We start from the raw sequence: 13,678 nt of genomic DNA on the forward strand, positions 1-13,678 counted from the left end.
ATTTCAGTGGTGATGGTTGCGAGCGGGAACTGTGAGGGTTACCTCCCCGCGGACGGGAACGGCTACCTCCCCGAGAGCAGGACCATCAGCACCACCGCGACCACGGCCAGCACGATGCCCATCCTGCGGAGCTTGGCCTGCACGTCACGCAGCTCCTCAGGCGGCTCATCGGGCGGATCTGACCACAGCATGTACCGATCCTGGGCCCCGATGTGCCCGTGGCGCCTGAGTACGCGTACTCAGGCGCCACGGGTGTGAGGGACTAGTCAATGCACCATGCACCGACCTGACGCGGCCGGTTATCGCACACCGGTCAGCCGGTCAGTGCGGCCAGTAGCTCGTCCGCCAGGCCCGGGGGCCCGGGTGCGGCATCCGCGCCCGCGCCGGAACCGTGGACGCGGGGTCGGACCACTCGGTGCCGCGATCGGAGCCCTCGGGCGCGGCGGAAGCGGCAGCCGCCGCGCGGACCTGCACCACCGCCAGTGCGGCGGCCAGCTCCTCGGGTGTGGGATTGCCCCGTACGACCCTGATCATCGAAACGGCCCTCCTTCGCTGGTTCTGCTTGTGCCGGTCAGAGCGGAATGTTGCCGTGCTTCTTCGGCGGCAGCGCCTCGCGCTTGTTGCGCAGCGTGCGCAGCCCGCGGACGATGTGCCGGCGCGTCTCTGACGGCATGATCACCGCGTCGATGTAGCCGCGCTCGGCCGCGACGTACGGGTTGAGCAGGGCGTCCTCGTACTCCTGGATCAGCTCCTGGCGCCGCTCGTCCTGCGCGCCCTGGTCCTCGATCGAGGCCAGCGTGCGGCGGTGCAGGATGTTGACCGCACCCTGGGCGCCCATGACGGCGATCTGCGCGGTCGGCCAGGCCAGGTTGAGGTCCGCGCCCAGGTGCTTGGAGCCCATGACGTCATACGCGCCACCGAACGCCTTACGCGTGATGACCGTGATCAGCGGGACCGTCGCCTCCGCGTACGCGTAGATCAGCTTGGCGCCGCGCCGGATGATCCCGTCCCACTCCTGGTCGGTGCCGGGCAGGAAGCCGGGCACGTCCACGAAGGTGATCACCGGGACGTTGAACGCGTCGCAGGTCCGCACGAACCGCGCGGCCTTCTCCGAGGCCTTGATGTCCAGGATGCCCGCGAACTGCATCGGCTGGTTGGCGACCACGCCGACCGCATGGCCCTCGACCCGCCCGAAGCCGGTCAGGATGTTCGGCGCGAACAGCGCCTGGGTCTCCAGGAACTCGTTGTCGTCCAGGACATGCTCGATCGCGACATGCATGTCGTACGGCTGATTGGCCGAATCCGGGATCAGGACGTCCAGCTCGCGGTCGGTGTCCGAGGTCTCCAGGTCCGCCTCCTCCGGGAAGGCCGGCGCCTCGGAGAGGTTGTTGGACGGCAGGTAGGACAGCAGGCCCTTGACGTACTCGATGGCGTCCTTCTCGTCACCCGCCATGTGGTGCGCCACGCCGGAGGTGGTGTTGTGCGTGCGGGCGCCGCCCAGCTCCTCGAAGCCGACGTCCTCACCGGTCACCGTCTTGATGACGTCCGGACCGGTGATGAACATGTGTGAGGTCTGGTCCACCATGACCGTGAAGTCGGTGATGGCGGGGGAGTAGACGGCGCCGCCCGCACACGGTCCGACGATCAGGCTGATCTGCGGGATCACACCGGAGGCATGGGTGTTGCGGCGGAAAATCTCGCCGTACATGCCCAGCGAGGCCACGCCTTCCTGGATGCGCGCGCCGCCGGAGTCGTTGATGCCGATGACCGGGCAGCCGGTCTTGAGCGCGAAGTCCATCACCTTGACGATCTTCTCGCCGAAGACCTCGCCCAGCGCCCCGCCGAAGACCGTGAAGTCCTGGGAGAAGACGGCCACCGGGCGGCCGTCGACCGTGCCGTAGCCGGACACCACTCCGTCGCCGTAGGGGCGGGTCTGATCCAGCCCGAAATTGGTCGACCGGTGCCGCGCGAACTCGTCCAGCTCGACGAACGAGCCCTCGTCCAGCAGCAGATCGATGCGCTCACGCGCCGTCAACTTCCCCTTCGCGTGCTGCTTTTCCACCGCACGGGCGGAACCGGCATGCGTGGCCTCTTCGACCCGCCGCTGCAGGTCCGCCAGTTTGCCCGCGGTGGTGTGGATGTTTGCTTCCGGCTCGGACATCGGGATGCGGCTCCTGCTCGTCCTGGACTGGTGCTCGTACTGAGGGTGGTACGGGATTTGGCTACCGATCCGTAGCGTATCGGCGGGACTGCTCAGCGGCACTGCGTCGTTGACCACACCTAGGCTGGTCCCATGACGTCTCAACCACCGGAAAACCGGGACAAAGATGCCGGTCGCTGGAGCGATCTGGGCCGCCCTCCGCTGAATGCCACGGCGCTGCGCCGCGCCCTGGTACGGCCCGACTCGCTCTGGACCGCGCTGGACGTCGTCTCCGCCACCGGCTCCACCAACACCGACCTGGCGGCCCGCGCGGCACAAGGGGAGGCAGAGGGCGCCATCCTCATCGCCGAGGAACAGTCGGCCGGCCGCGGCCGCCTCGACCGCACCTGGTCGGCGCCCCCGCGCTCGGGCCTCTTCCTCTCCGTCTACCTCATCCCCCGGGTCCCCGTGGCGCGCTGGGGCTGGCTCCCGCTGCTCACCGGAGTCGCCACCGCCGCCGCCCTCTCCCGGACGGCCGGCGTCGACACGGCCCTCAAATGGCCCAACGACCTGCTGGTAACTTCCGAGGACTCCGACGCCCTGCGCCCCGGAGGAACCCTCACGGAACGCAAGGTGGGCGGCATCCTCGCCGAACGCGCCGGCCCCGGCGTCGTCATCGGCATCGGCCTCAACGTCTCCCTCACCGCCGCCGAACTCCCGGTGCCCGCCGCGGGCTCACTGGCCCTGGCAGGCGCCGGCACCACCGACCGCGACCCGCTGCTGCGCGCCGTACTCCGCTCCCTGGAGCACTGGTACACCCAGTGGCAGTCCGCCGACGGCGACCCCGCCGCCAGCGGCCTCCACGAGGCCTACGCCACAGGCTGCGCCACCCTCGGCCGCTCCGTACGCGCCGAGCTCCCCGGCGACACCGACATCACCGGCGAGGCCGTGGCCATCGACGCCGACGGCCGCCTGGTACTGGCCACCGCGAACGGCGTACAGCAGCCGGTGGGCGCCGGTGACATCGTCCATCTGCGCCCGGCAACGGAGGCGTAGCGGACGGGAGGGCGGGGCGGCCGCCGGCCTCCGCCTCCGTGACGGCCACCGGGGCGGCCGCCGTTGTCGGGGATGTCCGGTGCCCCGCCCGCGGGACCGGAGCGAACGCCGGGCCGATTCATGCCACGTACCCGGGCCGCCCGCCGTGGGGGCACCTCCCGGCCGAAGGCTGGGGGAGGGGTACCGGGCGTCCCCTCCGGCCCCCACCCACGGCGGGCATGCGCAACGGCGGCCCCCACCACCCGCTGAACAGCACTGAAGCACACCGAACCACACCCTTCGCCGCGCCGACCCACCCCCACCACTTCCTTGTCCATAGCCAACATGTGAGAGTGAGCCAGAGCACACCTGCCGTATCGTTGAGGCGGTCCGCCAGGGAGCGGACCACCGGCGAGCAGTGATCGGAAGGGCAGTGCGCAGGGATCGGACAGGGAGCGGCCGGTGACCGCCGACGACTCGGGCGCCACCCCGCGCGACATGGACACCGAGGACGACGCCGTGCGCGACGTCCCCGTCGACGATCCCGCACGCGGCTGGGGCGACACCGTCACCGGCAGGGGCGAGACCACCGCCAACGGTGACGAGAACAACATCGCCGTCCGCCTCGAACATCTCATCCTCGGCGCCGACCGCCGCTACACACCGTTCCAGGCGGCCCGCGCCGCCGGCGTCTCCATGGACCTCGCGGCCCGCTTCTGGCGGGCCATGGGTTTCGCCGACATCGGCCAGGTCAAGGCCCTCACCGAGGCCGATGTGCTGGCCCTGCGCCGGCTCGCCGGCCTCGTCGAGGCCGGCCTGCTGAGCGAGGCCATGGCCGTACAGGTCGCCCGCTCCACGGGCCAGACCACCGCCCGTCTCGCCGACTGGCAGATCGACTCCTTCCTGGAGGGCCTGACCGAGCCGCAGGACTCCGGCCTGACCCGGACGGAGATCACCTACCCGCTGGTCGAGCTGCTGCTCCCCGAGCTGGAGGAGTTCCTGGTCTACGTCTGGCGCCGCCAGCTCGCCGCCGCCACCGGCCGCGTCGTCCGGGCCCAGGACGACGCGGAGATGGTCGACCGCCGGCTCGCCGTCGGCTTCGCCGACCTGGTCGGTTTCACCCGTCTGACCCGCCGCCTGGAGGAAGAGGAGCTGGGCGAGCTGGTGGAGGCGTTCGAGACGACCTGCTCCGACCTGGTGGCCGCGCACGGCGGGCGGCTCATCAAGACCCTCGGCGACGAGGTCCTTTTCTCCGCCGACGACGCGGGTATCGCCGCCGAGATCGGGCTGCGGCTGATCGAGACGATGACCAATGACGAGACGATGCCGGAGCTGCGGGTCGGCATCGCCTTCGGCACGGTCACGACCCGGATGGGCGATGTCTTCGGGACGACGGTCAACCTCGCCAGCCGCCTCACCTCGATAGCGCCGAAGGACACCGTGCTGGTGGACGAGGCGTTCGCCGAGGAATTGGGCCGTATCGGTGACGCGCCGGTCTCCGAGGCCGACGCCGCGGCCGCGGAGAAGGCGGCCGCGGAGGGCACCGGCGCCCCTCCGCCGTCGTACCGCTTCGCCCTCCAGCCGATGTGGCAGCGCCCGGTGCGAGGCCTGGGCGTGGTCGAGCCCTGGCTGCTGAGCCGCCGTACCGGTCAGGGCACCGGCGACTGATCCTCAGGCCCGGGCCCGGGCCCGGACCTGGTCCCGCGGACCTGCCGCCTCGCCCGGGGGCTGCGGATGCCGCCTCGCCTGCGGATTGCGGACCGCCGCCTCGCCTGCGGACTGCGGACCGCCGCCCGCGCCCGAGCCGTCGCCCCACGCCCCACGCTGCCGTCCGGTCCCAGCCGTCCCGTCCCTGCCGTCCCTGTCCCCCCGGCCGCCCGCCTGGCATGATCCCCACGTCAGGTCAACGCCCGTTAACAGGGAGGGTTGCATGGAACGGCAGGGGCAACGGCAACAATTCGGCGCGGACGGCTGGGTGGCCGTCGAGCGCCACGGCCACCACGGCCACGTGGCGGAGCTGATCATGGACCGCCCGAAGGCCATGAACGCCGTCTCGACGGCCATGGCCGACAGTCTGGCGCAGGCCTGCGCCGAGCTGGCCGCGGACCGCTCGGTACGGGCGGTGGTCCTCAGCTCCACCCACGAGCGGGCGTTCTGCGTGGGCGCGGACCTCAAGGAGCGCAACTCCTTCACGGACGCGGACCTGATGCGCCAGCGTCCGCACACCCGCGCCGCGTACACCGGCGTACTGGAACTGCCGATGCCCACTATCGCGGCGGTGCACGGTTTTGCGCTCGGCGGCGGCTTCGAGCTGGCGCTCGCCTGCGATCTGATCGTCGCGGACGGTACGGCGGAGGTGGGGCTGCCGGAGGTGTCGGTGGGCGTCATCCCCGGGGGCGGGGGCACCCAGCTGCTGCCGCGCCGGGTGGGCGCGGCGCGGGCCGCCGAGCTGGTCTTCACCGCGCGGCGGGTGCGGGCGGCCGAGGCCGCGGAGCTGGGCCTGGTCGACCGGCTGGTGGCGGACGGGCAGGACCGGGCCGGGGCGCTGGAGCTGGCGTCCACGATCGCCCGTCACTCGCCCGTCGGGCTGCGTGCCGCCAAACGCGCCATGCGCCTCGGGCACGGGCTGGACCTGCGGGCCGGCCTGGAACTGGAGGACGGCGCCTGGCGCAGTGTGGCCTTCTCCGGGGACCGGGCGGAGGGCGTGGCGGCCTTCAACGAGAAGCGTGAACCGGAGTGGCCCGGGGAGTGACCGGGGAGCGCCCCTTAGCACCGATAGCGACGCGAATAACGCCTAGGTGTCAATCACCTACGGAAAGGGGCGAAAGGGGTTAAACATTCCTACGCTGTAATAACGGAGCGTGCTCACGGTGACGGAATGCGAGGATCCGGTGACGGGCGAGGGCGATGCGAGGCTGCGGGCCGTGGTGGAGCTGGCGCAGGCGATGGCGGCCGCGCATACACCGCGCGACTCGGCGCACGCAGCGGCGCAGGGAGTGCGCCAGGCCCTGGGGGGATCCTTCGCGGCGATCTCGAAGTGGGAGCGCGAGCTGGGCAAGCTGCGGGTGTTGGTCAACGTCGGCGAACTCGCCGCCGACGAGGAGGAGTTCCCGGACGACGAGAGCTACCCCGTCCACGAATTCCCCGAGATCGTCGGCTTCCTGCACGAGCAGTGGGCGGGCGGCGGCGAGCCCAGCGCCTGGGTGGAGACCGCCGAGGAGCCGCACGACGGTCCGGTGTCCGCGGCCGCGGCACAGTGGCGGGGCGGGGACGGAGGCGGGGGCAGAGGCGAGGCCGGGGGTGGGGGCGGCGGCGCCAACCCGCAGCGGGTGGCCGCACTGCGCCGCCGCGGCCGGGGCTGCTGCGTGGTCGCGCCGATCGTGCTGCACGGCAGGGCGTGGGGCGAGTTGTATGTCGCGCGGCGGACGGGCGAGCCGGTCTTCGGCCGGCCGGACGCCGACTTCGCGAGTGTGCTCGCCGCGGTGACGGCCGCCGGGATCTCCCAGACCGAGCGGCTGGCGGAGGTCCGCAGGCTGGCCTTCACGGACTCACTGACCGGCCTCGCCAACCGTCGTGCCGTCGATATGCGGCTGGACGAGGCGCTGGAGCTGCACCGCAGGGACGAGGTGGTGGTCAGCCTGGTGGTGTGTGACCTCAACGGGCTGAAGCGGGTGAACGACTCGCGCGGCCATGCGGTCGGGGACCGCCTGCTGGAGCGCTTCGGCTCGGTGCTGTCCCTGTGCGGGGCGATGCTGCCGGGCATGCTGGCCGCCCGGCTCGGCGGCGATGAGTTCTGTCTGCTCGCGGTGGGCCCGCCGGCCGACGAGGTGGTCAAGGTGGCCGGTGAACTGTGCGACCGGGCGGGGGAGTTGGATCTCGGTGAAGGGGTGGCGGTCGGAGTCGCCTCGACCGGCGATCCGATCGGGCAGGTGCGCAGCGCCCGCCGGCTCTTCCGGCTCGCGGACGCCGCACAGTACAAGGCCAAGGCGGCACGGTCGGGTGAGCCGGTGGTCGCCGGGCGGCACGGCGGCAAGGACGACCCCGTCGTCCGGCTCGCGGACGCTCCGGACCGGCGGTCGGGGCCGGAGCGCCGCCGCTTCCGGAGGTGAGTGCCACTTCCTTGCGCAGACCCGGGTTCCTTGCCTACGCCCCGTAAGGGGTGATCCCAAAACCCGGTGGTGACATCCGGCGATTCAGTCTCTAGGGTGCCTGAATATGGATATGCACACTGTGGTGCTGGGAACGTCCGGCACGACCGCACAGGACGTCATCGCGGTGGCCCGCGGCGCGGCCCGGATCGAGCTGTCCGAGGAGGCCCTTGCGGCCGTCGCCACCTCCCGCGCCTTCATCGACGAACTCGCCGCCAAGCCCGACCCCGTCTACGGCGTCTCCACGGGCTTCGGGGCCCTCGCCGTACGGCACATCAGCCCCGAGCTGCGCGTGCAGCTCCAGCGGAACATCGTGCGCTCGCACGCGGCCGGCATGGGCCCGCGGGTCGAGCGTGAGGTCGTCCGCGCGCTGATGTTCCTGCGGCTGAAGACGCTCGCCTCCGGGCGCACCGGCGTCCGCCCGCTCGTCGTCGAGACCATGGCCGCCATACTCAACGCCGGCATCACGCCCGTCGTGCACGAATACGGCTCGCTCGGCTGCTCCGGCGACCTGGCGCCGCTGTCGCACTGTGCGCTGACGCTGATGGGCGAGGGTGATGCGGAGGGCCCCGACGGCGCCGTCCGGCCGGCCGGCGAGCTGCTGGCCGCGCACGGCATCGAGCCCGTCGAACTGCGCGAGAAGGAGGGCCTGGCCCTCCTCAACGGCACCGACGGCATGCTCGGCATGCTCGTGATGGCCTGCGCCGATCTCGCCCGGCTGTTCACCTCGGCGGACATCACCGCCGCCCTCTCCCTGGAGGCGCTGCTCGGCACGGACAAGGTCCTCGCGCCCGAGCTGCACGCCATCCGCCCGCACCCCGGGCAGGCCGCCTCGGCGGGCAACATGTCCAAGGTGCTGGCCGGCTCGGGCTTCACCGGCCACCACCAGGACGACGCCCCGCGCGTCCAGGACGCCTACTCCATCCGCTGCGCCCCGCAGGTCGCCGGCGCCGGCCGGGACACCCTTGACCACGCCCGCCTGGTCGCCGACCGCGAGCTCGCCGCGGCCGTGGACAACCCGGTGGTGCTGCCGGACGGACGGGTCGAGTCCAACGGCAACTTCCACGGCGCCCCGGTCGCCTACGTCCTGGACTTCCTGGCCATCGCCGCCGCCGACCTCGGCTCGATCGCCGAGCGCCGCACGGACCGGCTGCTGGACAAGAACCGCTCGCACGGACTGCCCGCCTTCCTGGCCGGGGACCCGGGCGTCGACTCCGGGCTGATGATCGCCCAGTACACCCAGGCCGCCCTGGTCAGCGAGCTGAAGCGACTGGCCGCGCCCGCCTCGGTGGACTCCATCCCGTCCTCCGCCATGCAGGAGGACCATGTCTCGATGGGCTGGTCGGCGGCGCGCAAGCTGCGTACCGCGGTCGACAACCTGACCCGGATCGTCGCCGTCGAGCTCTACGCGGCGACCCGTGCCATCGAGATGCGCGAGGGGCTGACGCCTGCCCCCGCCACCCGCGCCGTGCTCGACGCGGTGCGCGCGGCAGGCATCCAGGGGCCGGGCGAGGACCGTTTCCTGGCGCCGGATCTGGAAGGCGCCTATGCGTTCGTGCGGGCCGGGAAGCTGGTGGCCGCGGTGGAGTCGGTCACGGGCGAGTTGGCGTAACGACGGGGGCGGGGTGCCCGCTGTCCTTGGGCGTCATCCTGGGGGCGCCGCCCCTGAGGGGTGTCTGCCCCCGGGCCTCCGCCCCCCGGGACTCCGCCCCCGGGGTCTCCGCCCCTGAGGGGTGTCGCCCCGGTCTGTCGTCCCTAGGGGATCCCCCCGGGTCTCCGCCCCCAGGGGTTCTCCCCGGACCTCCGTGGATCAGGCGGCGTCGTCGCGGGTGCGGCGGACGGAGTAGCTGACCAGCCCGGCCCCGAGCGCGAGACAGGCGGCGCCACCGATCACGTACGGCGTGGTGTCGGGGCTGCCGGTGTCGGCGAGGAGGTGCGGCCGGCTGCCGGCGGAGCCGCTGTCGGCACCGGAGACCGTTTCTGTGCCCGTGTCCGTGTCCGTGCCGGTGCCCGTGCCGCTGTGGTGCGGGCTGGTCGTCGTGTAACCACTCCCGGGGCCCGCTGTACCGCCGCTCAGCCGGTCGGCCAGGCCGGGACCGGCCGCGGCGGATGCCGCCCGTAGACCGGTATCTGTCGCTCCGTCATGCCCCGCGCTGGCATTGGCGGAGGGGACGAACCACAGGGCGAACAGTACCGATCCCGCGGCTGCGGCGGTCAGCAGTGGACGTCGTGCGGTCACGGAAGCGATCCCCCTTGTGGGTTCGGCGAATTGGCCGTTGACCTCAGATGTTAGTGACCGCCGCGGGTCGCGGGGAAGTCAGGACCCGTCCATGCCTAACCTCCGTGCTATGAGCAATGGTGAGACATCACGTTTTGTGCGCCTTCATGTGGAACTGATCATGGAGGTCGCCGACGCCCCGCAGCTGACCGGCGCGGCCCTCGATCGCATCAGCGGCGACCCGTCGCTGCCCGACGAGGAGCGCAGACAGTCCCTGGAGACGGTCAAGGAGGATCCGGCGGAGGCGCTGGCCCACCTGATCGACCCGTTCGACCTCGTCGCCTCGGTGCCGGGTACCGAACTGGCCCAGGCCTCGTGGAGCAGTGAGGAGCTGACCGACTACGACCCGGACGCCGAGTGGAACGCGGCGGAGTGGGATCTGGCGGACGACGCGGACGGGGACGGCTGACCGCCCCACCTCGCCCGCCGCCCGAAACACCAGGGCCCCCGTACGGCTGTGCGCCGTACGGGGGCCCATGACATGGCCGATGCGGAGGGTGTGGCCGATGCGGTCGATGCGGCCGGCGTGACTGTCGGCAGTCCGGCAGTCCGGCAGTCCGGCAGTCCGGCAGGCCGGTGGTCCGACAGGTCGGTGGTCCGGCAGGCCGGTGGTCCGGCGGGCCGGTAGGTCGGCGGTCTGGCAGGTCAGTGGTCCGGCAGGTCCAGCAGGTCCGGCAGGTCCGGCAGGTCCGACTTCGGACCGTGTGTGCCCTGTGACCGATGTAAGCGCATTAGTGGCCTTCCCCACACTTCATGGAGGCATGGAACGGGCGAAACGGAAAAGGCGTTTATATGGCGTCGGCAGGAATGCCTGCGTCCGGATATGCCTGCGTTCAGTTGGCAGCTCGCTCGGGGAATGATGCGAAATCGGTAGTTACGGAGATGCGTGTGATGACGGACAGCCAGCGCCGGAAGGGGCTCATAGCCAGCGCCACGCTGCTCGGGGGCGTACTCACGCTTGCGGCGTGTGGCGGCAGCACAGCAGCTGACCAAGGCGACGGCGGTGCTGACGGCACCCGGCACGAGAACACCCAGCAGGTGGACGAGGCGGCCGCGAAGGACGCCTCGCAAGCCAAGATCAAAATACTGCCGGAGGACGGCGCGACCGGTGCGGGCGTCAACAATGACGCCAAGGTCACGGTCAGTGCCGGAAAGCTTACCGACGTCAAGCTGACCTCGGCCGAGTCCAAGCAGAAGGTCGACGGAACCCTCTCTGCCGACCGCACCTCCTGGAAGCCGAACAAACCGCTGGACCGCTCGACGAAGTACAAGGTCACCGCGCATGCGGAGGACTCCCACGGGCGCACCGCGGTGGAGAACTCCAGTTTCACCACCGTCACCCCGGAGAACAGCTTCGTCGGGAACTTCACGCCGGAGAACGGCTCGACCGTCGGCGTCGGTATGCCGGTGTCGATCAACTTCGACAAGCCGGTCAAGAACAAGGCGGCCGTCCAGTCCGCGATCAAGGTTGCGTCGAGCAGCAACCAGCAGATCGTCGGCCACTGGTTCGGTGACAAGCGGCTGGACTTCCGCCCCCAGGATTACTGGAAGGCGCACTCCAAGGTCACCCTGAAGCTCGGCCTCGACGGTGTCGAGGCGTCGCCGGGCGTCAAGGGCATCCAGAAAAAGACGGTCAGCTTCAACGTCGGTCACTCGCAGGTCAGCACCCTCGACTCCGCGGAGCACATGATGTACGTGGTGCGGGACGGCGAGCTCATCCAGACCCTCCCGGTCTCGGCCGGCAGCGACGACCATGCGACCTACAACGGCCAGATGGTCATCTCCGAGAGGTTCGAGCAGACCCGGATGGACGGCTCGACCGTCGGCTTCAAGAAGAAGGACGGCAAGGGCGAGTACGACATCCCCGATGTGCCGCACGCGCAGCGCCTGTCGGACTCCGGCACCTTCATCCACGGCAACTACTGGGGCAAGGGCGTCTTCGGCAAGGCCAACACCAGCCACGGCTGCATCGGCCTGGAGGACGCCAAGGGTGCCAAGGACCCGAACACGGCCGGCGCCTGGTTCTTCAACAACTCGCAGATCGGCGATGTGGTGGATGTCGTCAACTCGCCTGACCAGACCGTCAAGCCGGACAACGGCCTGAACGGCTGGAACATGGACTGGTCGCAGTGGGTGACCGGTAGCGCGGTGCCGGTGCAGTAGCGCGGTGCCGGTGCAGTGATGGCCGCGGGGTCCGTGCGGTGGTCCGCACGACCCCGGAGCACTTGTGACTGTACGTGACCGTGTGTGACAGTCGGTCAGTGCCGGTCAGTGCCGGTCAGTGCCGGTCAGTGCCGGTCAGTGCCGGTCAGTGCCGGTCAGTGCCGGTCAGTGCCGGTCAGTGCCGGTCAGCGCCGGTCAGCGCCGGTCAGCGCCGGACAGCGCCGGCCACTGCCGGACAGCTGGACAGCTTGGCTGTCTGGACAGCCGGTGGTGACTGCCGCCATGAAATGACCGACGCCCGGTGGCGCCCCGATCAGGGGACCACCGGGCGTCGTGGCTGTGCAGGCCCCGCCGCCCACCACCACCGCCGCGGGCCCAAACCACCGGGACGCGGGCCCCACGGAGCCCTCCGTACAGTGAGCGGGTGAGCAAGCGGGCGAGTGAGCACGGAAGCAAGGGGCGCGGAAGCAAGGGGCGCGGGACCGAGGGGCGCGGGACCGAGGGACGCGGAAGCAAGGCGCGCGGGGGCGAGAGGCGCGGCGGGTCGTCGCCGGCGGACGCGGCCGGTGAACTGGTCGGGCAGGTGCTCGGCGGCGTCCGGTACGCGCCGGACGGTGCACAGGCCGAGGACGCCATCGAGGCGGGCGCCTCGATGCTGGCCGCGGCCGAGGCCGGCTGGGAGGCGGTGAGCGCGGCGGTGGTCGCGGCCGCCGTGGCGGGCGTGCGGCAGTGCTGGGCGGGCGGCTGGCAGCCCGCCGACCTGGAGCGGATCGTCCGGCGTGACGCGCCCGACGCCTCCCTGGTGGCCGTGGTCGTCGACGCCGTCGCGGCCGACGCGGCCCGGCCGCCGGCCGCACGGTCCGCCCGGGACACCCGCTGGGCCGAGCAGCTGCGGCAGCTCGGTGCCGAGGTCTGGTGGGCCTCCGATGCCGGCTACCTCGACGCACTGGCCAAGCGCCGCCGTGCCTCCCGCTTCGAGACCGCGTACGACGTACTGGCGGCACTACGCGCGCTCGCCCGGCTGCCCCGTATCACCCCGCTGCCGGCCCCGCCGCGGACCGGCCGGGGAAACGGCCCCGCCGGCGCGGCCGCCGCACGTGCCCTCGGACGGATCCGCGGGCTCCTCGCGAAGGCCGAGGCGACCGACTACGCCGAGGAGGCGGAGGCGCTGTCCGCCAAGGCCCAGGAGCTGATGGCCCGGCACAGCATCGACGAGGCGCTGCTCGACAGCACCGCCCCGCCGAGTGGGCGGACCGGCGGCCCCTCCGCGGTCCGTATCGGCATCGAGGGCCCGTACGAACAGGCCAAGGCACTGCTGCTCGACGCGGTGGCGGCCGCCAACCGCTGCCAGGCCGTCTGGGCCGCCGACGTCGGCTTCTCCACCCTCGTCGGCTTCGCGCCCGACCTGGAGGCGGCCGAGATGCTCTACACCTCGCTGCTGCTGCAGGCCACCGTCGCGATGCACCGCGCGGGCGACGACCACCATCGCGCTCTCAAGCAGCAGGAGCAGGACCGAGCTCTCAGGGAACGGGGCGGAGCCACCCTCGCCCGCGGCCGCTCCCGCCGCACCCGGGACTTCCGCCAGACCTTCCTCGTCGCCTACGCCGCCCGCATCCGCGACCGGCTCGGGGCGGCCACCGCCGCTGCCACGGCCGCCGCCACCGCCGAGTCCGCCGAAGCGGCCCCCGGCCTCCTCCCGGTCCTCGCCGCCCGCGAACTCGCCGTGGCACAGACCACCGGCGCCCTCTTCCCCGACACCGCCCCCGTCCGCCTCCGCGGCGTACGCGACGCGGACGGCTGGCACCAGGGCAGAGCGGCAGCGGACCGGGCACGACTGGGCGAGGGAGATGGGGCGGGTGACGGGTGAGCCCGCGGCGCGGGTGAGGGCGGCGGCGGGCGCTGCTCCGCCTCGTC

Annotated in this window: 12 protein-coding genes; 8 read left to right on the plus strand and 4 right to left on the minus strand. The window is 71.8% G+C overall.

All coding sequences use genetic code 11. The features are described from left to right. Positions 1 to 62: 62 nt before the first annotated feature. The 3 genes from mmpB to ACGFR7_RS05055 form a co-directional block, all read right to left on the minus strand. Complete coding sequence (gene mmpB, locus ACGFR7_RS05045; protein ID WP_393313088.1) at positions 63 to 191, minus strand: morphogenic membrane protein MmpB; 129 nt, start codon at positions 189 to 191, stop codon at positions 63 to 65. 130 nt (positions 192 to 321) lie between these two features. Further along, positions 322 to 534, minus strand: coding sequence for an acyl-CoA carboxylase epsilon subunit (locus ACGFR7_RS05050; protein WP_393313091.1), 213 nt, complete (start codon positions 532 to 534; stop codon positions 322 to 324). A 37-nt stretch (positions 535 to 571) separates the two neighbouring features. Beyond that, the gene (locus tag ACGFR7_RS05055; protein WP_393313093.1) at positions 572 to 2,161 is read right to left on the minus strand and encodes an acyl-CoA carboxylase subunit beta; all 1,590 of its coding nucleotides are present in this window, start codon (positions 2,159 to 2,161) and stop codon (positions 572 to 574) included. A 132-nt stretch (positions 2,162 to 2,293) separates the two neighbouring features. Between ACGFR7_RS05055 and ACGFR7_RS05060 the strand changes: the two genes are divergently transcribed. From ACGFR7_RS05060 to hutH, 5 genes are all read left to right on the plus strand, one after another. Then, positions 2,294 to 3,196 carry a biotin--[acetyl-CoA-carboxylase] ligase gene (locus tag ACGFR7_RS05060; protein WP_393313096.1) on the plus strand — a complete coding sequence of 301 codons (903 nt, stop codon included), beginning with the start codon at positions 2,294 to 2,296 and terminating at the stop codon, positions 3,194 to 3,196. A 441-nt stretch (positions 3,197 to 3,637) separates the two neighbouring features. Further along, positions 3,638 to 4,843 carry an adenylate/guanylate cyclase domain-containing protein gene (locus tag ACGFR7_RS05065; RefSeq protein WP_393313099.1) on the plus strand — a complete coding sequence of 402 codons (1,206 nt, stop codon included), beginning with the start codon at positions 3,638 to 3,640 and terminating at the stop codon, positions 4,841 to 4,843. Between the two features lie 262 nt (positions 4,844 to 5,105). Further along, the gene (locus ACGFR7_RS05070; RefSeq protein ID WP_393313101.1) at positions 5,106 to 5,927 is read left to right on the plus strand and encodes an enoyl-CoA hydratase/isomerase family protein; all 822 of its coding nucleotides are present in this window, start codon (positions 5,106 to 5,108) and stop codon (positions 5,925 to 5,927) included. Between the two features lie 193 nt (positions 5,928 to 6,120). After that, positions 6,121 to 7,284, plus strand: coding sequence for a diguanylate cyclase domain-containing protein (locus tag ACGFR7_RS05075; RefSeq protein ID WP_393314185.1), 1,164 nt, complete (start codon positions 6,121 to 6,123; stop codon positions 7,282 to 7,284). A 106-nt stretch (positions 7,285 to 7,390) separates the two neighbouring features. Next, entirely contained in the window at positions 7,391 to 8,935 is a 1,545-nt protein-coding gene (hutH, locus tag ACGFR7_RS05080; RefSeq protein ID WP_393313104.1) for a histidine ammonia-lyase, read from the plus strand. A gap of 198 nt (positions 8,936 to 9,133) precedes the next feature. Here the strand turns inward: hutH and ACGFR7_RS05085 are convergent, their stop codons facing one another. Continuing rightward, positions 9,134 to 9,562 (minus strand): hypothetical protein, encoded by a 429-nt coding sequence (locus tag ACGFR7_RS05085; RefSeq protein WP_393313106.1) that lies wholly within the window; start codon positions 9,560 to 9,562, stop codon positions 9,134 to 9,136. Between the two features lie 109 nt (positions 9,563 to 9,671). On the opposite strand from ACGFR7_RS05085, the gene ACGFR7_RS05090 reads away from it, so the two are divergent. The 3 genes from ACGFR7_RS05090 (at position 9,672) to ACGFR7_RS05100 (ending at position 13,631) form a co-directional block, all read left to right on the plus strand. Next, positions 9,672 to 10,010, plus strand: a complete 339-nt coding sequence (locus tag ACGFR7_RS05090) for a hypothetical protein (protein ID WP_393313109.1) — start codon at positions 9,672 to 9,674, stop codon at positions 10,008 to 10,010. Positions 10,011 to 10,492: 482 nt separating this feature from the next. After that, on the plus strand, positions 10,493 to 11,764 hold the full coding sequence (locus ACGFR7_RS05095; protein WP_393313112.1) for an Ig-like domain-containing protein: 1,272 nt from the start codon (positions 10,493 to 10,495) through the stop codon (positions 11,762 to 11,764). A 583-nt stretch (positions 11,765 to 12,347) separates the two neighbouring features. Beyond that, entirely contained in the window at positions 12,348 to 13,631 is a 1,284-nt protein-coding gene (locus ACGFR7_RS05100) for a DUF2786 domain-containing protein (protein WP_393314188.1), read from the plus strand. The last annotated feature ends 47 nt before the right edge of the window (positions 13,632 to 13,678 follow it).

Source organism: Streptomyces sp. NPDC048516, assembly GCF_043199875.1.
Lineage (GTDB): Bacteria > Actinomycetota > Actinomycetes > Streptomycetales > Streptomycetaceae > Streptomyces.